Genomic DNA, 17,295 nt, shown 5'->3' with positions numbered 1-17,295 from the left:
GAATTTCAAATCTTGCGCAGCGCGAAATTGGCCCCGCAAAAGGCCATCAATGCGCCGAGCCCCAGCGCGGCGAGGCCGGCCAGCACGCCGGCGATCGAGGGCGTCGGGCTTGGTCCGGACAGCGTCTGCCCGGCGCCGACCAGGAGCAGGACGCCGATCCCGATCAGGAAATGCTGCATCCGTTTCGGGATCTCTCCGGAGACGGCGCTGTGCATCAGGCTGGCGATGAAATAGCCCCCGGCGAAGCCGACCGTTGCGATCAGCCACCAGGCGATGGCCGAGCCGGCCGGCATGAACGCGCCGGTATCGGTCCGCCACAGCCCGCCGAGATCGAGCCCGTAGCGGGCGCCGAGCATGTGGACGGCGAGCGCGAGCAGCACGCCTGCACCCATGGCGCCGGCCAGGATCAGCCGGCGGGGAAAATAGGTCGTTTCGGTCATGATCGGTTTGTAGGATAAGGCCGCCGCGAGGTGCAAGCTTCCCAGATTGTGAGATGGTGTTGACGTGCAGGCGATGACGACAGCGGCACAGGACGGCACGGTCGGCTACGCCTTCAAGGCCTCGCTGGTCGGGGCGGCGCATCAGTTCGAGCTCAACGGCGAAGGTCTGGCCTGGCGCGTCGGTGGACGTGCCGGGCTGTGGCCTTATGCCGATATCGCGGCCGTCCGGCTGTCCTATCGGCCGGTGTCGATGCAGGCGCGTCGCTTTCGCGCCGACATCACCCATAGCGGCGGCGCACGGCTCAGCCTGCTGTCGACCTCCTGGCAGACCGCGACCCTGGTGGCGCCGCAGAGCGAGGGATATCGCCGCTTCATCATCGCGCTGCATGCACAGCTTGCTGCGCACCACAGCAAGGCGGCGCTGACCGCCGGCCTTGGACGGGCGACCTATGCTGCAGCGCTGGCGCTGGTTGCATTGCTCGGGCTTGCCATGGCCGCGCTCCTCGTTCGTGCCTTGCTGGCCGGGGAGTGGTGGGGGGCATTGTTCCTGGCCGGCTTCGCCGCGCTGTTCGCCTGGCAGGTCGGCGGCTTCATCAGCCGCAACAGGCCCTGCAACTACAGCTTCGACCACATTCCGCCGCAGCTGTTGCCGTGAGGCGCGAGGAGTTATCAAACGCAATCAAACGTGACTTCTGCGACGCAGGACCAGACGGCATGTTGTGCCCGTGACATGTGAGGGTGCGGATGCGATGCAAGATCGATCGTTGCGGCTGCCGGACTCCACCGAGATCGCTGCAATCACCGCGCAGCATCTCATCGCGACACCGTTGCGACCGGCGGATCTGCTGTTCGTGTTCGGCACGCGTGTCGAGGAAGCCTTGCGTGCGGAGACCGCCTGCCGCCTCTGGCGCGAGGGTTACTTCCGTCATGCTATCGTCAGCGGCGGCATGACGTCGGGCGGGGATGAGACAGAATGCGCCGTCATCAAGCGGGCGATGGTTGCCGGCGGCATTCCCGCCGGTCTGATCCTCGATGAGCATCGCGCCACCAATACCGGCGAGAACGTGATCTTCTCGCTGCCGGTGCTCGAGGCCGCGCTCGGGTTGGCCAAAATCAGGAGCGTCATCTGCCTCGGCAACACCTGGACCAGCCGCCGCTATCCGATGACGCTGCAGCGGCATTGGCCTGAGGTCGAGAAAATGCTGGTCACGGTCGATAGTTTTGGTGTGCCGCACGAGCGATGGCACACCCATCCCGACCTCCGTCGCCGCGTGCTTGCTGAATGGGACAAGATCGAGCCCTACAAGGCCAAGGGCTTCATCGCCGAGTGGCCGTGAGGGCGATTAGCCTAGCTCTAGTGCCGTACCACCAGCACCGAGCATTTGGCGTAGCGCACCACATGGCCGGCATTGGAGCCGAGGAAATAGGTGCGCATCGCCGGGCGATGGGATGTCATCACGATCAGATCGGCCTTGACCGCGGCAGCTTCCTCCAGGATCTCGTGATAGATGCCGCCCTGGCGCACCGCGTAGGAGATGCGGTTCTCGGCCATTCCGGACTCGCGCGCCACGATCGACAGCGCTTCTTCCGCGGTCTCGCGCTGCTGCGCGTCGAAATCGGCCGGAACATATTCGGCGAGCATCACCGGCGTCATCGGCAGCACGTTGAGCAGGCGCACGGTGCCGTCCCAGGTGTTGGCGAGCGTCGCCGCGGTCGCAATCGCCGGCTTGGCCAAGTCGGTGTCGACGAGATCGAGCGGGACCAGGATGGATTTGAACATCTTGCACCTCCCTCCAACCCAAGCCTCACATGAGGATTGGGCCGATTAGGCGCCGTGTCGCGTGACGCTGTCAATCGCCTCACGCCTGCTTCAGCAGCTTCGGGGTGACGAACTTCACCAGCCTGCCGCGGCCGAAGGCCACGTCGGTCCAGTCGTCGATCTCGAAGTCGAACACGGCAAGCGCCGCCGTCGGCAGGTTGTGCGCAAGCTCGTGGCGCGCCGCCTTCTCGCCGCCGCCGGTCAAGGCGAGCGCGAGCTCATGCATGCCGGGATTGTGGCCGACCAGCAGCAGCTGCTTGGGATCGCTGGCGGCGGCGAGGCGGATGGTGTGCAGGAGCTGCATAGGTTCGGCGGCGTAGAGTTCCGGCACCATTTCCACCACGGGCTCCGGGACCCGGTCCCGCATCGCGTCCCAGGCAAGCTCCCAGGTCTGGCACGCCCGCACCGCTGTCGAGACCAGCACGAGATCGGGAAAGGGCGGGGTCCGGGCGATGAAGGCGCCGACCGCGCTGGCATCCTGATGCCCCCGTTCATCGAGCCGGCGGTCCTGATCGCGGCCGGACGGTGCGTCCCTTTCGGTCTTGGCGTGGCGGAAGAGCATCAATCGGCGCATGAACGGTGGTCTCGAATCGGTCTGGCTGTGTTTCATCTATTCTTGTCTACCTCTTGGGCACTAAAAGCGTCATGACGCGAGGTGACAAGCGCCCATGGGGTTGGTTAAGAAACGCCATGGGCGGGACTTCTACAAGTGCGATCGGCGAGGGGCGATTGGACGACACATCTCGCGGGCGAACGCGGCTCGCTTTCGACCTCGATGCCGACATTTGCGTGGTCGGCGGGGGCATTGCCGGACTGACGGTCGCGCTATGTGCTGCGCGGCAGGGTGCGAGCGTGGTGGTGCTCGAAGGCCGTCAGGTTGGCTGGAATGCATCCGGCCATATGGCCGGCACAGTGATGCCCGGTTTCGCGCTGCCGCTGCCCGATCTGGTCGAGCGCGTCGGGCTTTCGCATGCGCGGGAGCTGTGGGCGTTATCCCGGGACGGTGCCGAGTTCATTCGCGCCAATGCCACCGAGGCCATGATGCCCGGGATCACCCGGAGCGACGGTGTGCTCGAAGTCTCCAATGTCGATGCCGGTGACGGCCTGCTGCGCCACCTCCAGATGCTTGGCGCGGATTTCGGTACCGAGGTGGAGGGCTGGCAGGTCGAGCGTGTCCGCAGTGCGCTCAAGACCGGCCGTTATTTCCACGGCATCCATTATCCAACCGCGTTCCAGCTCGACGGCCGGAAATATGTGCATGCGCTGGCGCGGTTGGCGCTGCGCGCCGGCGCGCGCATCTTCGAGGACACGCCGGTGGTGAGCATCGATGCGACTGGCGTGCGCAAGCGCATCGTCACGCCATCGGCGCGGCTGCGCGCGGCCCATATCGTGCTGGCCGGCAACACCCATCTCGGCGCGCCGCTGCGGCGGCTGTCGGATACGTTGCTGCCGGTCTGGCGGTACGGCGGGATCACCGCCCCGCTCGGCGAGCGCCTTCATGAGGCCATCGGCTTTTCCGGCTCGGTGAGCGATACCGACGGTATCGATCATTTCCGCATCGTCGACGGCGACCGGCTGATGTGGGTCAGTCCTGAAACCACCTGGCCGATGCGACCGGGCGCCTTTGCCGGCGCAGTCGCGCGCCGCATCCGCAGCGTGTTTCCGCAGCTCGGCCACGTCGAGATCACCGAGAGCTTTGGCGGGGTCACCGGCCAGACCGTGCACGGCATGCCGCAGGTCGGCCAGCTGCGCAAAGGCCTGTGGGTTGCGAGCGGTTTCGGCCGCCAGGGTCTCAATACCTCGGCCATGGCCGGCCAGCTGATTGCGCAGGGCATCCTGGCCGGCGACGAGCGCTGGCGGCTGTTCTCGCCGTTTGAGCTGGTCTGGGCCGGCGGCGCGAGCGGTCGGGTCGCCGGCTATGTTGTCAGTCTGTGGACGCGGGGCAGCTCGGCCGTTGCCGGCGGCCTGGCACGGCATCGCGAGCGCGTGCGCGTCAAGGAGCGGGCGCGCGAGGCCCGGCTGGCCGAAGCCCGGCGGAAAGCCGCCGCGCCGCGCCGGCTGCCGATGCGGCCCCAGCCGTCGGACATGATGGAAGGCGCGGGCGAAGAGAGGTGACGTGTTCCTCGCTCGCGATAAAGTGAGCCATCGGAGCTCGCTTGCCCGTAACGTCTCGCGATCCCGGTCGTAACTTCGGCAGCCATATCTCTGCAGGGAGACCGCCATGATCGATCGCCGCCTGATGCTGACCTCGCTTGCCGGCCTGTTCGGCTTTGCCGCCTTGCGCTGGTTCGGCGCCTCTGCGCCAGCGCGGGCGGCGGAGAAATTCGAAGTCGAGAAAACCGATGCCGAATGGCGTGCGCAGCTCACCCCCGAGCAATATGAGATCCTGCGCCAGGAGGGCACCGAACGGCCCTGGACCAGCCCGCTGCTGAAGGAGCACCGCAAGGGCACTTTCGCCTGCGCCGGCTGCGACCTGCCGCTGTTCTCCTCCGACACCAAGTTCGAGAGCGGCACCGGCTGGCCTAGCTTCTTCAGGCCGCTCGACAATGCGGTCGCGACCCGCGAGGACCGCACCTTCGGCATGGCGCGCACCGAGGTGCATTGTCGCCGCTGCGGTGGTCATCTCGGCCACGTCTTCGACGATGGTCCGAAGCCGACCGGTCTGCGCTACTGCATGGACGGGTTCGCGCTCAATTTTCATCCTGCAAGTTCGTCTGCGACGTGACGGAATTGGCCGGCTCGCCCGTTCAAAGGATATCGGCGACCTGAACGACGCGACGGCTATGCGAAAGCATCGAGTCCGGAGCGCGATGGAGCACGCGCCGACTCGGCAAGACTTGCCGGCTCGGCAATTGTTCACCACTTTTGGCGGCGGTTTTTTTACGCTGTAGTTTTCTAACGTATTGATCTTGCGTCAGATTCGTTTCTGGCACAGCGATTGCGACAGTCTCCGCGAATGGCGGTCAGGGCTCGGCCCGACGTCTGGTCAATGTGGAGACAATGGTATGGGTATCTTCGATGCGCTGAACACTGCGGTCAGCGGCCTCTCCTCGCAGTCGTTCGCGCTGCAGAACATCTCGGGCAACATCGCGAACGCCTCGACGGTTGGCTACAAGGGCATCGGAACGAACTTCGAAGATCTCATTCCGGCCGCGACCAACCCGACCCGCCAGAACGCCGGCGGTGTCACCGCCTTTTCGCAGGCCACCATCACCACCCAGGGCACGGTCTCGACCTCCACGGTCGCCACCAACATGGCGATCAATGGCGACGGCTTCTTCTCGGTGCAGAAGGCGACCTCGATGGTCGACAACGCGCCGGTGTTCTCCGGCGTCACCAACTACACCCGTCGCGGCGATTTCCAGCTCGACGCCAACGGCAATCTGATCAACGGCGCCGGCTACTACCTGATGGGTATGACGGTCGATCCCAAGACCGGCAACCCGACGGGCAACGTGCCGCAGGTGCTCAAATTCGCCAATAACTTCGTGCCGGCCCAGGCGACGACCGCCATTCAATATGGCGCCAACCTGCCGACCACGCCGAAGACGCAGGCCAGCTCCACCGCCGCCTCCGGCACGTTGACCGCGGCCGGCGGCCTCAACTCGGCCGATCTGTCCAATGTGCCGCTTCCCGTCGGCACCAATTTCTACAGCGACAAGACGGTGACCGGCACCGTGGCGAACAACAAGAACTCGACCGCGATCACGGCGAACACCCTGCTGTCGGGTGGCGCGGCGACCGACTCGGTCGCGACCAATTTCGCTCCCGGCGACACCATCACCTTGACCGGCAGCGCCGGCGACGTCGTCACCTTCACCTTCGTCGCCTCCGGCGCCACCGGCAATCAGATCAACGTGGGCGACTCCGTGGGCACCTTGCTCAACAAGATCGGCGCCGTCACCGGCGTTGCGCCGACCATCTCTGGCGGTGCGATCACTCTGCATTCCGGCAGCGGTGAAGATTGGAGCGTCGCCAGCACGGCGGGCGGCTTCGCCGCCCTCGGCCTCACCTCGCCGGTGACACTGACCCGCAACTCCAGCCCCGGCACCGGCATCGTCGTGGGCAACGATCTGACGAACTTCACCAACGAGACCATCAGCGGCGGTGCGGTGACCACCTACAACTCCGCCGGCACGCCGGTGAACGTGCAACTGCGCTGGGCCAAGACCGACAGCTCGACCCTCGGGCCGGGGCATACGGACACCTGGAATCTGTTCTACCAGACCAATTCGACGGCAACCGGGTCGACGGTGGCATGGCTCAATACCGGCACCAACTTCACCTTCAACACCGACGGTTCGCTGAAATCGCCGACCTCGTCCTCGATCTCCATTCCTAACGTGTCTGTCGACGGCGTCTCGCTGGGCACGATCAGCCTCAACATCTCGTCCGGGGCCTTGTCGCAATTTGCGAGCACCTCCGGTGCTGCGACCATCAACCAGATCCAGCAGAACGGCTTCCCGGCCGGTCAGCTGCAATCGGTTGCGGTCAACAATAACGGCATCGTGGTCGGTACCTTCTCGAATGGGCAGACCATCAGCCTCGCGCAGGTGACGCTCTCGCACTTCAACGGCACCAACTATCTGAAGGCGCTGGACGGCGGCGCCTATGAGGTGACGGACCAGTCGGGGCAGGCGATCATCGGCGCGTCCGGCAAGATCGCGGGATCGTCGCTCGAGGGCTCCAATACCGACATCGCCGATCAGTTCACCAAACTGATCGTGACCCAGCAGGCCTATTCCGCCAACACCAAGGTGATCACCACGGCGAACAGCATGGTTCAGGATCTCCTGAACACGCTGCGCTGATCGTATTCGTTCGACGCGTTCTGACATGATCTAAGGCAGGTACCATCATGGGTTTGAGTTCGGCGCTGGCCACTGCGATGTCCGGCCTGCGGTCCACGCAGGCGGCGCTCTCGATCATCTCGTCGAACGTCGCCAATGCGCAGACGCCCGGCTATGTCGCGCAAAATCCAAATCAGATCGAGGTCGCCAGCGGCGGCTTCGGCTCCACAGTGCAGACCGTCGGAGTCAGCCGTCAGCTGGATCTGTTCGTGCAGAACCAGCTCCGCACCGAAACCTCGACCGGAGCCTATACTGATCAGATCGCCAACATCCTGGGCCAGCTGCAGAGCGTGTATGGCACGCCCGGCGGCTCCGGCACGCTGGAGACGGCGCTGAACAATTTCACCAGCGCGCTGCAATCGCTGTCCAACAATTCCAACAGCCAATCCGCCCAGTCGGTGGCGCTGTCGGCGGCGCAGACGCTGGCGCAAAACCTCAATAACACCACCAAGGGCATCCAGACGCTGCGCAGCAATGTCGAGCAGGACATCGGCAATTCGGCGGCCCAGGCCAACGCGGCGATTGCCCAGATCGCGGACCTGAACAGCCGGCTGCAGGGGACCGATCCGTCCGATCCGCTTGCCGCCACGCTGCAGGATCAGCGCGACAACGCCATCAACACGCTGTCCAAATATGTCGACATCCGCGTCGTCAGCGACTCCACGAACGGGGTGAGCGTGTTCACCAATTCGGGCATCCAGCTGGTCGGCGCCGGGCTCGCCTCGCAGTTCACGTTCTCCTCGCCAGGATCGCTCGACGCTACCTCGCTCTACAACACCAATCCGACGCTGAGTGGGGTCGGCCAGCTCAACCTCAAGCTCTCCAACGGGGTATCGATCGACGTCGTCGCCAACAATCTGCTCGGATCCGGCCAGATCGCGGCCGACCTCAAGCTGCGCGACCAGACGCTGGTGCAGGCGCAGACCCAGGTCGATCAGCTCGCGGCGACGATGTCCTCTGCGCTGTCTGACCAGACCACCGCGGGAACGGCCGTGACCGGTCCGCCTGCGGGCTTCGACGTCTCGACCTCGGGCGTGCTGCCCGGCAACACGATCAACCTGACCTACACCGATTCCAGCAACGTCCAGCGCCAGATCAAGGTGGTCAATGTGACCGATCCGGCCGCTTTGCCGCTGCAGAACGCGGCGGGCGCAAACCCGAGCTATGTCGGCGTGAACTTCTCGCTCGGCATGGCGTCGGTGGTGACGCAATTGAACAGTGCGCTCGGAGGCGCGCATCTGCAATTTGCCAATCCCTCCGGCTCGACCTTGCGCATCACCGATGACGGCACCAGCCAGGCAACCGTCAATGCGGCCTCGGTGACCACGACCGCGCAGTCGCTCGCCTCAGGCAATCCACAGCTCCCGGTGTTCACCGATGGCAGCACCGCGCTCTATACCGGCGCGATCACCTCGACCGGCTCGCAGATGACCGGCCTTGCCGGGCGGATCTCCGTCAATCCGGCGCTGGTCAGTGACCCGACCAAGCTCTCGACCTATTCGACTTCGCCTCCCACGGCGGCGGGCGATGCGACCCGGCCAAATTTCCTGTTCTCGCAGCTCACCTCCGCCACCTTCAGCTACTCGCCGACCACCGGACTGGGCTCGGCGGCGCAGCCGTTCCAGGGCACGGTGTCGAGCTATCTGCAGCAGTTCATCAGCCAGCAGGGCAACGCCTCCACGCTCGCCACCCAATTGAAGCAGGGCCAGAGCGTGATCGTCAGCACCCTCCAGCAGAAGTTCAATTCGACCTCGGGCGTCAATATGGACGCCGAGATGTCGAACCTGATCCAGGTCCAGAACACCTACGCAGCCAATGCCCACATCATGTCGGTCGTGCAAAGCATGATGCAAACGCTGCTCCAGGCCAACCCGTAAGGCGCGTCACATGTCGATCAGCAGCATCAATTATGGCTCGTCTCTGCTCGGGCTCTCGGTTCGGAACATCAACGACCAGCTCGCCAATCTGTCGACCCAGCTCTCGACCGGCGTGAAATCGAGCAACTATGCCGGGATGGGCGGCGACGAGGGCTTTGCCATCGCGGCGCGATCGCAGCTGTCGAACATCCAGGCCTTCACCGACACGATGACGCACGTCAACACCATCGTGCAGGCGGCAAACACCGTCTTGCAGTCGCTGTCGAAGACCGCAGGCACGGTTCAGAGCGCGGCGGCTGCGACGCCGCAAAATCTCACCAGCACCGGCCAGAGCATCGGTCAGCAGAATGCGCAGTCGAACCTGGCTGCGATGGTCGGCATGCTCAACACCCAGGTCGGCGACCGCTACATCTTCTCGGGCTCCGCCATCGACAAGCCGGCAGTGGCATCCGCCGACGACATCCTCAACGGCACCGCCACCCAAGCCGGACTGAAGCAGGTGATTGCCGAGCGGCAACAGGCCGATCTCGGCACCTCCGGCATGGGACGCCTGGTGCTGTCGGCCCCGGCGACCATGCCGATCACGCTGTCGGAGGATGTCGCAGGTTCGCCGTTCGGCCTGAAGCTGAACTCCGTCAGCTCGTCCTTGACCAATGCCGTCGTCACCGGTCCGTCAGGGTCGCCGTCCTCGGTGTCGGTCGATCTCACCGCCGGCAATCCGAACCCGGGCGACCAGATCAGCTTCGTGTTCAATCTGCCTGACGGCACCACCGAGTCGATCAAGCTCACCGCCTCGAACACCACGCCGGCGCAGCCCAATACATTCGCGATCGGCGCCACCCCGGCGGCCACCTCGGCAAACCTGAATGCGGCCTTGAACAGCGGGATCGGCACGCTCGCCAACACGTCCTTGGTGGCGGCTTCGGCCATCGCGGCGGGCAACAACTTCTTCTCCGACGGCGTGGCCACCGGAAGCGCCGTCAACAACAAGGCCGCGGCGCCGATCACGGGCGCAACGCTGCTGTCCGGCGCCGCCGCGACGGATTCGATCGCAACCAATTTCAAGGCTGGTGATACCATCACCGTGAACGGGAAGACCTTGACGTTCGTGGCGTCGGGCGCGACCGGCAACCAGCTCAACGTCACCGACAGCGTCCAGACCCTGCTGTCCAAGATCGACCAAATCACCGGCACCAAGACGCCGTCGACCGTCAGCGGCGGCGCGATCACGATCAACACCAATGACGCCCCGGATCTCAGCATCACGAGCTCGAACTCGGCGGCTTTCCAGGCGCTCGGCTTCAGCGGCACGGTGACCGCGAGCTCTCCGCTGCGCGTCTCGGGCTCACCGCTCGGGTCGGCCACGAGCCTGACGTCTGGCGCTGCGAACACGGTGGCTTGGTACACGGGCAACAACGCGCCGGGCGCGGCGCGCTCGACCTCCAGCGTCCGTGTCGACACCTCCCAGAGCGTGCAATTCGGAGCGCAGGCCAACGAGCAGGCGATCCGCCAGGCGATCCAGCAGACGGCGGTCTATGCCGCCGTCTCGGCATCGCCGACGGCTCCCAATTCCGGCGCCCAGATCGCAGCGCTCTCGCAGCGAATCGCCGCCGACCTGACGCCGGCGACCGGGCAGCAGACGATCTCGGATATCCAGACCGACTTTGCCAATGCGCAGACCACGATGAAGGATGCCGGGGCTCGGCAGACGCAGTCGAAGGCGGCGCTGCAGAGCCTGATCGACGGCACCGAGGGCATCACGCAGAACGAGGTCGCAGCCGAGATCCTGCAGCTGCAGACCAATCTGCAGGCCTCTTACCAGACCACCTCGATGCTGTCGCAGCTGTCGCTGGTCAAATACCTGCCGGCCGGCTGATGGGGCACGGTTAGGCTTCCGTTAACCACGTCTGTTTAACCTTTGTTCAGATCTGGGGCGAACCGTTCCCTGTGTGGCTTTGCGTCCTTCGGAGGCAGTCGTGACCGACGTGAATGAGCGGATCCATCTTGTGATTGCGACACCCTGCTTCGGCGGGCAGGTGTCGAGCATCTATGCGAGCTCGATCTTTGCGCTACAGCGGGAACTGCGGGCGACCTCCAATGTGAACCTGACCGTCCACATGCGCGACGGTGACGCGTTGATTACGCGGGCGAGAGCCAATCTGGTCACGTTGTTTCTCAACGATCCGACCGCGACACATCTTCTGTTCGTGGATGCCGATATCGGCTTCACGCCGCAGCAGGTGTTCCGCCTGATCGAGTCGGGCGGCGACATGGTCGCCGGCGTCTATCCGATCAAGCGGGTGAACTGGAACAAGGCCAAGCGGGCGATCCACACCGGTCGGCCGGATGTCCCATCGGCTGCGCTCGACTACGTGCTGGAGATCGACAACCCCGACCACGTCGTGGTGGTCAACGGCTTTGCCCGCGTGCGTTATGCCGGCACCGGTTTCCTGATGATCCGCCGCCGCGTGCTGGAGACCATGTGCGCCCATCCGGGCTATGCGTCGCTGCAGTTCTTTCGCGAGCACTCGGACGATGCGCTCGCCGGCAATCCGAACCGCTTCGCCTTGTTCGAATGCATGATCGATCCGGCGACCGGCACCTATCTGTCCGAGGACTTCGCCTTCTGCAAGCGCTGGACCGATCTCGGCGGACAGATCTGGGCCGATCTGGACAGCCGCCTCGACCATGTCGGTCCGTCCGTATTTCATGGCAACGTCGCGTCCCAATTCGCACCGGCTGCGGCGGCCACCGCGGCGGATGCGGCCTGACGAGCGCACGATGGCGCCGATTGCGTCCCAGCTGCAGACTGCCGCGTTCGAGCGCTTGGGTGGGGGCGGGGCGTCCGCGGGCTTGCGCGATCTGTTTGCGCTGCTCGGCGATCTCCTGATCGACGGCGGTGATTTCAGGCTCGCGCTCGACCGGCCCTGGGGCCACAACGCCTATGGCTGCAGTCCGACGCCTTCGCCCGAAATCCTGAACTTCGCATCGAGTACGGCCTCGCCCATCTCGGAGCGCGCCTATGCGCGGGCCGAGCTTGCGCGCGAGCAACTGATGCATGCTGCGATCCATCACGGTGTCGGCGAAGCGCTCGACCGCCGCACCGAGGAGATGCGCTCGGAGCTGAAGACGCTGCTCGGCCTCGACGCCGATGTCGGCGTCGTGTTCTCGCCCTCGGGGACGGACTCGCAGCTGCATGCGCTTGGCCTGGCGCGGGCGCGGCTCGGTGACGCGCTGACCACGATCGTGGTCGGATCCGATCAGACCGGCAGCGGCACCGAGGCCACCGCGCGCGGCCGCCATTTCGGCGCGACGACGGCACATGGCGCATCCGTGCAGAAGGGACAGCCGGTCGAAGGTCTCGCCGGAGACAGCATCGGCGTGCCATTGCTCGATTGCGCGACCCTCGAGCCGCGCGATGATTGTGGCTCGGTGCTGATCGGCGCGGTCGAGACGGCGATTGCCTCCGGTCACGCCGTGATGCTGCAGGTCATGGATGCATCGAAGCTCGGCTGGCGTGCGCCGGATCGGGCGTGTCTCGACGAGATCGCGCGTCGCTGGCCGGGGCAAGTCCAGATCGTGGTCGATGCCTGCCAGATGCGTTTGAGCCGCCGGCGTATCAGCGACTGTCTTGATCGCGGCCATCTGGTGCTCGTCACAGGCTCCAAATTCTTCGGCGGGCCGGCCTTCAGCGGCGCGGTGCTGGTGCCGCCGCAGCTCGCAAAGTCTGTCGAACGCGGCGCTGCGCTTGCAGCCGGATTGTCCGACTATGTCAGCCGCAGCGACTGGCCGATGAATTGGACCGCACTGCGCGCGGCGTCGCCGGCGCGGGCGAATATCGGTCAGTGGCTGCGCTGGGAAGCGGCGCTGGCGGAGATCGCGGCCTATTATCAGGTGCCGGATCGCTATCGTCGCAAGGTGCTGTGCGAGCTCGGCGGCGTCACCGAGAGCCTCCTGATGCTTTCGCCGGTCTTGCGGCCGCTCGCGACGGCCGCAGCGAGCGCCGACGCGGATGATGACGAATTCGGATTCCCGACGATTTTTCCGTTCGCGCTCCAGCGCGACGGCCGGCTGCTCGGCGCCGGCGAGGTGCAACTGATCTATCGCGCGCTCCAGCACGATCTCGGCGCTCGCTTCAGCGGCGGGGCGGCCGAGGTTGCCGCGCGCCAATGCCTGATCGGCCAGCCGGTTCGCATCGATGTGCCCGGCAGCGGTCCGACGGCGCTGCTGCGCCTGTGCCTCGGCGCGCGGCAGGTGATCGAAACCTGGAGCGACGATCTCACGACCACCCGCGTCAATATCGACGCGGAAATCGGCCGCATCGCGGACGTGATTGCCAAAATCGAGCTGCTTATCGCTGATGTGGGCAGCCGGGATCTCAGGGATATGTGTGATGGTATCTGACGTGCTCGCAGTGTCGGCTTCTGCGCAGATCGCCGACCGCATCGGCCTCGCCAAGCTCGCCAAGGCGGCCTTCGATGGCAATGACCTCAGGCCGCTGTGGGGCAGGCTGATCGCCAAGCTGCTCGACGGCAGTGCGGAAGCGGGTGAGGGGCTCGATGTCGCGCTGCTCGCGCAGCTGCTGGGCGACAAATCCGCCGGGCTTGCCATCCAGCAGGACGTCCTGCAGGCGCAGCAATTGTATCGTGCGCCATGCGGGAGCGCAGCGCCGCGGCTGCGCGTGCTGGCGCTCGCTGCCGCAACCGATATGGGCAGCAACACGCCGATCGAGTTCCTGCTCGAGGACGCCGATATCGAGCTGATGACGCTGTACGTGATTCCGGGAGTGGAGCTGCCGTCGCCGCTGCCGGAGCATGATGTCGCCATCGTCATCGCCTCCGATTCGGAGGACTGCCAGCATACGCTGCAACAGATCGACCAAGTGGCGGCGCGCTGGCCGCGTCCGCTGCTCAATCCGCCGCGGTTGATCGCAAAGCTCGATCGCGACAAGCTGCACCGGTTGCTCGCCGGCATCGAAGGCCTCATGATGCCCGCGACGGTCGCTGCTGTCCGCGAACGGCTGACCGAGATCGCGGAAGAGCGGGAACAGATCACCACGATCGCCACCGATCTCGCCTTTCCCATCATCATCCGGCCGCGTGGATCGCATGCCGGCGTCGGTCTCGCCAAGCTCGATGAGCCGATCGAGCTCTCGCTCTATCTCGATGAGCACGACGAGCAGGAGTTCTTTGTCGCGCCCTTTATCGATTATGCGAGCGAGGATGGCCTGTTTCGCAAATATCGCATCGTTTTCGTCGACGGCCGGCCCTATGCCTGCCACATGGCGATCGCAGCACGCTGGGACATCTGGTATCTCAATGCAGGGATGGCGGCGAACGAAGCCAAGCGCTTCGAGGAAGCCACCTTCATGCAGACGTTCGACATCGGCTTCGGGCGACGGCATCGCACCGCGCTTGCGGCGCTCGCCGAGCGTATCGGGCTCGACTACTTCATCATCGATTGCGCCGAGACCAGGGACGGCTCGCTGCTGGTGTTCGAGGCCGACAATACGGCCGTCGTGCACAACATGGATCAGCCCGAGGTGTTCCCTTATAAGCCGCCGCAGATGCGGACGATCTTCGCAGCCTTCGTTAGCATGATCGAGGGGCGGGTGGCGAGCGCCCGTGAGCAGGCCGCATGAGCGTCGCGCCGGATATCAGCCAATCCGAGCGGCAGACGCTCGATCCGCAGGATTGGGATGATCTCCGTGCGCAAGGTCATCGCATGCTCGATGACATGATCGACTACGTCGCCAATATCCGTGCGCGACCGGTCTGGCAGCCAATTCCGTCGGAGACGCGTGCGCGGTTTCGCGAACCCCTGCCGCACGCGCCCTGCGAGCTTGGCGAGGTCTATCGCGAATTTGCCGAGCACGTCGTTCCTTACGCGGTCGGCAATGTGCATCCGGGCTTCATGGGCTGGGTGCATGGCGGCGGATCCGTGGTCGGGATGCTGGCGGAGATGCTGGCGGCGGGCCTGAACGCCAATCTCGGCGGACGCGATCACATGCCGATCGAGGTCGAGCGGCAGGTGGTCGCGTGGACGCGGGAGATGTTCGGTTTTCCGCCCGGTGCGAGCGGCCTGTTCGTCACTGGAACCTCGATGGCCAATCTGATGGCCGTCCTGGTGGCGCGGCGGGCCGCACTTGGGCCCGGTGTTCGCCAGCAGGGCATCGCGGGCACCGGAGAATTGCTGCGGGCCTATACGTCGAAGGCTGCGCATGGTTGCATCAGCAAGGCAATGGATATTGCCGGCTTCGGCAGCAACGCATTGCGCTGTGTCGGGGTGGATTGCGACCATCGGATCGATATCGCGGCGCTGCGCAGTGCCATCGCCAACGATCGCAAAGCGGGGCTGCGTCCGTTCCTGGTGGTGGCGTCAGCCGGCACGGTCGATATCGGCGCGATCGACGATCTCGCCGCGGTGGCCGCGCTCTGCCGCGAGGAGAAGCTGTGGTTTCACGTCGACGGCGCGTTCGGTGCGCTGGCGATCCTGTCGCCGCAGTTGGCACCTCGGCTTGCCGGGATCGAGCAGGCGGACTCGATCGCGCTCGACTTCCACAAATGGGGGCAGGTGCCTTACGACGCCGGCTTCCTGCTGGTGCGCGACGGTGAACGCCATCGCGAGACCTTCGCCGCGCCGGCCGCCTATTTGCGCCGGGAGGCGCGGGGACTTGCAGGCGGCGGCCAGTGGCCGTGCGATCTCGGCCCCGATCTGTCGCGCGGCTTTCGCGCGCTGAAAACCTGGTTCACGTTGAAGACGTTCGGCGCCGACCGGCTGGGCGCGATGATTGCGCGCACCTGTGAGCTCGCCAGATATCTCGAAGCGCGGGTGCACGCGGAGCCGGAGCTCGAACTCATGGCGCCGGTGAATCTCAATATCGTCTGCTTCCGCTATTGCGCCGCCGATTCCAATGCGGTGAATGGCGAGGTCATCGCCGACATCCAGGAGGCGGGGATCGCCGCACCATCGAGCACGATGCTCGACGGCCGACTGGCGATCCGTGCGGCGATCGTCAATCACCGCACCGACGAGCGCGACATCGATGCCCTGATTGCTGCGGTCTTGATGTTCGGCCGGCAACGTGCGGCCGGCGAGCCGGCGCTCATGGAGATCGAAGCGCCGCCATTGGCGCTGTGAAGCACAGCAAAGGCGGCGCGTTTTGCAGTATGAGCGGGCCCGGCTTTTCTGAACTAAGCCAGATGATCAGGCCGCGGAGCTGACGTCGGAATCGGCTGATGCGGCGGCAGCCTTCGCCTGCTCGGCTTCAGCCTGCTCCAGGAGCGTCTTTTCATAGGCGACGAGCTTCTTGGCTTCTTTCAGCGCCTGATAGAGATCGCCATTGAGAATGTGGGCGTTGATGGCTTCGATCAGCGGCCAGGCGCTCGGCACGGTCGTAATGATGTCGCGCAGCAGGTTGAAATAGGTGCCATGGCTGGCGTCGGTGCCCGGCGAGATGTACATCAGCTGCACCGCCAGATAGACGAGCTTCGCCGGCGTATCGGCGTTTTCCGGCGTCATGATGTCTTTTTCGCGCAGGATCGGGATGTTGTCGCCGTCGATCAGGAGCCGCGCGCGTTGATCGGTGTTGGTGATCACGCAGGAGCCGATGATGATTCGCTCGTGCGGCTTGAGTTCGACTTTCAGGGCCATCCTTGTTCTCCGTTGCCGTGTCTTGCCGATGTGGCGAGCCGGGTGTTTGCAGGCCTGCTATCGGCGCTTGGCGAGCTTGGGAAATGAAGTAGATCGCCGTGCGTTGCCGCGCTCGAAGGCCGGTCGGCGGACGGCAAATCCTTTCCGAACAAGGTTAACGCCCGGTAAACGGCCCGGGCTCATGGTAAATGCGCTGTGTTATCAACGGGCTTTCGATGGGCCGCCTCGGGCCGCAGCCCGCTGCAGGCGCCCAAGGATGCGGCAGCGGATGGTCCGGCGCGCCCGGCCTTCAGTTTTTGTTAGCCACTCCCATTCACCTTGATCGCGTCGCCCCGATCGCGAAGTCGGTCGAGGGCTTCGCCTGATCTCGAAGGGATCAGGACTGAATTTCACACCAGAAGGGTTTGAATAATGTCAGGTATCGTTCTCTCCGCGTCGGTGCGTCAGAACCTGCTCTCGCTGCAGTCGACCGCACAGCTTCTCGCCACCACGCAGAACAACCTCGCCACCGGTAAGAAGGTCAACTCGGCGCTCGACAACCCGACCAACTTCTTCACCGCGCAGGGGCTCGACAACCGTGCTTCCGACATCTCCAATCTGCTCGATGGTATCGGCAACGGCGTGCAGGTGCTGCAGGCCGCCAACACCGGCATCAC

15 protein-coding genes and 1 pseudogene are annotated in these 17,295 nt (G+C 64.9%); 12 read left to right on the top strand and 4 right to left on the bottom strand.

The features are described 5' to 3' along the window. Positions 1-5 precede the first annotated feature (5 nt). Entirely contained in the window at positions 6-440 is a 435-nt protein-coding gene (locus tag ACQR1W_RS39310) for a hypothetical protein (protein WP_434855796.1), read from the bottom strand. Positions 441-513: 73 nt separating this feature from the next. On the opposite strand from ACQR1W_RS39310, the gene ACQR1W_RS39305 reads away from it, so the two are divergent. Beyond that, positions 514-1,095: a hypothetical protein gene (locus tag ACQR1W_RS39305; RefSeq protein WP_434855795.1), complete on the top strand. Its 582-nt coding sequence runs from the start codon at positions 514-516 to the stop codon at positions 1,093-1,095. 94 nt (positions 1,096-1,189) lie between these two features. Next, positions 1,190-1,777, top strand: a complete 588-nt coding sequence (locus ACQR1W_RS39300) for a YdcF family protein (protein ID WP_434855794.1) — start codon at positions 1,190-1,192, stop codon at positions 1,775-1,777. Between the two features lie 17 nt (positions 1,778-1,794). Here the strand turns inward: ACQR1W_RS39300 and ACQR1W_RS39295 are convergent, their stop codons facing one another. After that, a complete protein-coding gene (locus ACQR1W_RS39295; RefSeq protein ID WP_008970374.1) occupies positions 1,795-2,220 on the bottom strand; it encodes a universal stress protein in 426 nt (141 codons plus the stop codon). A 79-nt stretch (positions 2,221-2,299) separates the two neighbouring features. Further along, positions 2,300-2,833 (bottom strand): SixA phosphatase family protein, encoded by a 534-nt coding sequence (locus ACQR1W_RS39290; protein WP_434855793.1) that lies wholly within the window; start codon positions 2,831-2,833, stop codon positions 2,300-2,302. A gap of 116 nt (positions 2,834-2,949) precedes the next feature. On the opposite strand from ACQR1W_RS39290, the gene ACQR1W_RS39285 reads away from it, so the two are divergent. The 9 genes from ACQR1W_RS39285 to ACQR1W_RS39245 all read left to right on the top strand — a co-directional run bounded on the left by ACQR1W_RS39285 (position 2,950) and on the right by ACQR1W_RS39245 (position 16,126). Then, positions 2,950-4,374, top strand: a complete 1,425-nt coding sequence (locus ACQR1W_RS39285; protein ID WP_434855792.1) for an NAD(P)/FAD-dependent oxidoreductase — start codon at positions 2,950-2,952, stop codon at positions 4,372-4,374. Positions 4,375-4,480: 106 nt separating this feature from the next. Next, on the top strand, positions 4,481-4,984 hold the full coding sequence (gene msrB / locus ACQR1W_RS39280; RefSeq protein ID WP_434855791.1) for a peptide-methionine (R)-S-oxide reductase MsrB: 504 nt from the start codon (positions 4,481-4,483) through the stop codon (positions 4,982-4,984). A gap of 280 nt (positions 4,985-5,264) precedes the next feature. Beyond that, entirely contained in the window at positions 5,265-7,070 is a 1,806-nt protein-coding gene (locus ACQR1W_RS39275) for a flagellar hook-basal body complex protein (RefSeq protein WP_434855790.1), read from the top strand. 47 nt (positions 7,071-7,117) lie between these two features. Continuing rightward, complete coding sequence (flgK, locus tag ACQR1W_RS39270) at positions 7,118-8,986, top strand: flagellar hook-associated protein FlgK (RefSeq protein ID WP_434855789.1); 1,869 nt, start codon at positions 7,118-7,120, stop codon at positions 8,984-8,986. Positions 8,987-8,996: 10 nt separating this feature from the next. Then, positions 8,997-10,862 carry a flagellar protein gene (locus ACQR1W_RS39265; protein ID WP_434855788.1) on the top strand — a complete coding sequence of 622 codons (1,866 nt, stop codon included), beginning with the start codon at positions 8,997-8,999 and terminating at the stop codon, positions 10,860-10,862. 100 nt (positions 10,863-10,962) lie between these two features. Continuing rightward, entirely contained in the window at positions 10,963-11,757 is a 795-nt protein-coding gene (locus tag ACQR1W_RS39260) for a hypothetical protein (protein ID WP_434855787.1), read from the top strand. A 10-nt stretch (positions 11,758-11,767) separates the two neighbouring features. After that, positions 11,768-13,390, top strand: a complete 1,623-nt coding sequence (locus ACQR1W_RS39255; protein ID WP_434855786.1) for a hypothetical protein — start codon at positions 11,768-11,770, stop codon at positions 13,388-13,390. Beyond that, entirely contained in the window at positions 13,380-14,627 is a 1,248-nt protein-coding gene (locus tag ACQR1W_RS39250) for an ATP-grasp domain-containing protein (protein ID WP_434855785.1), read from the top strand. Before ACQR1W_RS39255 ends, ACQR1W_RS39250 begins: the two co-directional genes overlap by 11 nt. Continuing rightward, the gene (locus ACQR1W_RS39245) at positions 14,624-16,126 is read left to right on the top strand and encodes a pyridoxal phosphate-dependent decarboxylase family protein (RefSeq protein ID WP_434855784.1); all 1,503 of its coding nucleotides are present in this window, start codon (positions 14,624-14,626) and stop codon (positions 16,124-16,126) included. Before ACQR1W_RS39250 ends, ACQR1W_RS39245 begins: the two co-directional genes overlap by 4 nt. A 66-nt stretch (positions 16,127-16,192) precedes the next feature. Here ACQR1W_RS39245 and flbT read toward each other — a convergent pair whose 3' ends face one another. After that, positions 16,193-16,639, bottom strand: coding sequence for a flagellar biosynthesis repressor FlbT (gene flbT / locus ACQR1W_RS39240; protein ID WP_434855783.1), 447 nt, complete (start codon positions 16,637-16,639; stop codon positions 16,193-16,195). 411 nt (positions 16,640-17,050) lie between these two features. On the opposite strand from flbT, the pseudogene ACQR1W_RS39235 reads away from it, so the two are divergent. After that, positions 17,051-17,295 (top strand): annotated as a pseudogene (locus ACQR1W_RS39235) (flagellin); the annotation flags it as partial.

Source organism: Bradyrhizobium sp. HKCCYLS1011 (assembly GCF_051167795.1).
In the GTDB taxonomy this organism is placed as follows: domain Bacteria; phylum Pseudomonadota; class Alphaproteobacteria; order Rhizobiales; family Xanthobacteraceae; genus Bradyrhizobium.
Note: the sequence above shows the minus strand (reverse complement) of the source record. Positions and strands in the feature narration are given on the sequence as shown.

What these genes read in the sequence shown, in the direction of transcription:
- ACQR1W_RS39310 (WP_434855796.1), bottom strand. Translation starts at nt 440, where the DNA reads ATGACCGAAACGACCTATTTTCCCCGCCGGCTGATCCTGGCCGGCGCC.
- ACQR1W_RS39305 (WP_434855795.1), top strand. Translation starts at nt 514, where the DNA reads ATGACGACAGCGGCACAGGACGGCACGGTCGGCTACGCCTTCAAGGCC.
- ACQR1W_RS39300 (WP_434855794.1), top strand. Translation starts at nt 1,190, where the DNA reads ATGCAAGATCGATCGTTGCGGCTGCCGGACTCCACCGAGATCGCTGCA.
- ACQR1W_RS39295 (WP_008970374.1), bottom strand. Translation starts at nt 2,220, where the DNA reads ATGTTCAAATCCATCCTGGTCCCGCTCGATCTCGTCGACACCGACTTG.
- ACQR1W_RS39290 (WP_434855793.1), bottom strand. Translation starts at nt 2,833, where the DNA reads ATGCGCCGATTGATGCTCTTCCGCCACGCCAAGACCGAAAGGGACGCA.
- ACQR1W_RS39285 (WP_434855792.1), top strand. Translation starts at nt 2,950, where the DNA reads ATGGGCGGGACTTCTACAAGTGCGATCGGCGAGGGGCGATTGGACGAC.
- msrB (WP_434855791.1), top strand. Translation starts at nt 4,481, where the DNA reads ATGATCGATCGCCGCCTGATGCTGACCTCGCTTGCCGGCCTGTTCGGC.
- ACQR1W_RS39275 (WP_434855790.1), top strand. Translation starts at nt 5,265, where the DNA reads ATGGGTATCTTCGATGCGCTGAACACTGCGGTCAGCGGCCTCTCCTCG.
- flgK (WP_434855789.1), top strand. Translation starts at nt 7,118, where the DNA reads ATGGGTTTGAGTTCGGCGCTGGCCACTGCGATGTCCGGCCTGCGGTCC.
- ACQR1W_RS39265 (WP_434855788.1), top strand. Translation starts at nt 8,997, where the DNA reads ATGTCGATCAGCAGCATCAATTATGGCTCGTCTCTGCTCGGGCTCTCG.
- ACQR1W_RS39255 (WP_434855786.1), top strand. Translation starts at nt 11,768, where the DNA reads ATGGCGCCGATTGCGTCCCAGCTGCAGACTGCCGCGTTCGAGCGCTTG.
- ACQR1W_RS39250 (WP_434855785.1), top strand. Translation starts at nt 13,380, where the DNA reads ATGGTATCTGACGTGCTCGCAGTGTCGGCTTCTGCGCAGATCGCCGAC.
- ACQR1W_RS39245 (WP_434855784.1), top strand. Translation starts at nt 14,624, where the DNA reads ATGAGCGTCGCGCCGGATATCAGCCAATCCGAGCGGCAGACGCTCGAT.
- flbT (WP_434855783.1), bottom strand. Translation starts at nt 16,639, where the DNA reads ATGGCCCTGAAAGTCGAACTCAAGCCGCACGAGCGAATCATCATCGGC.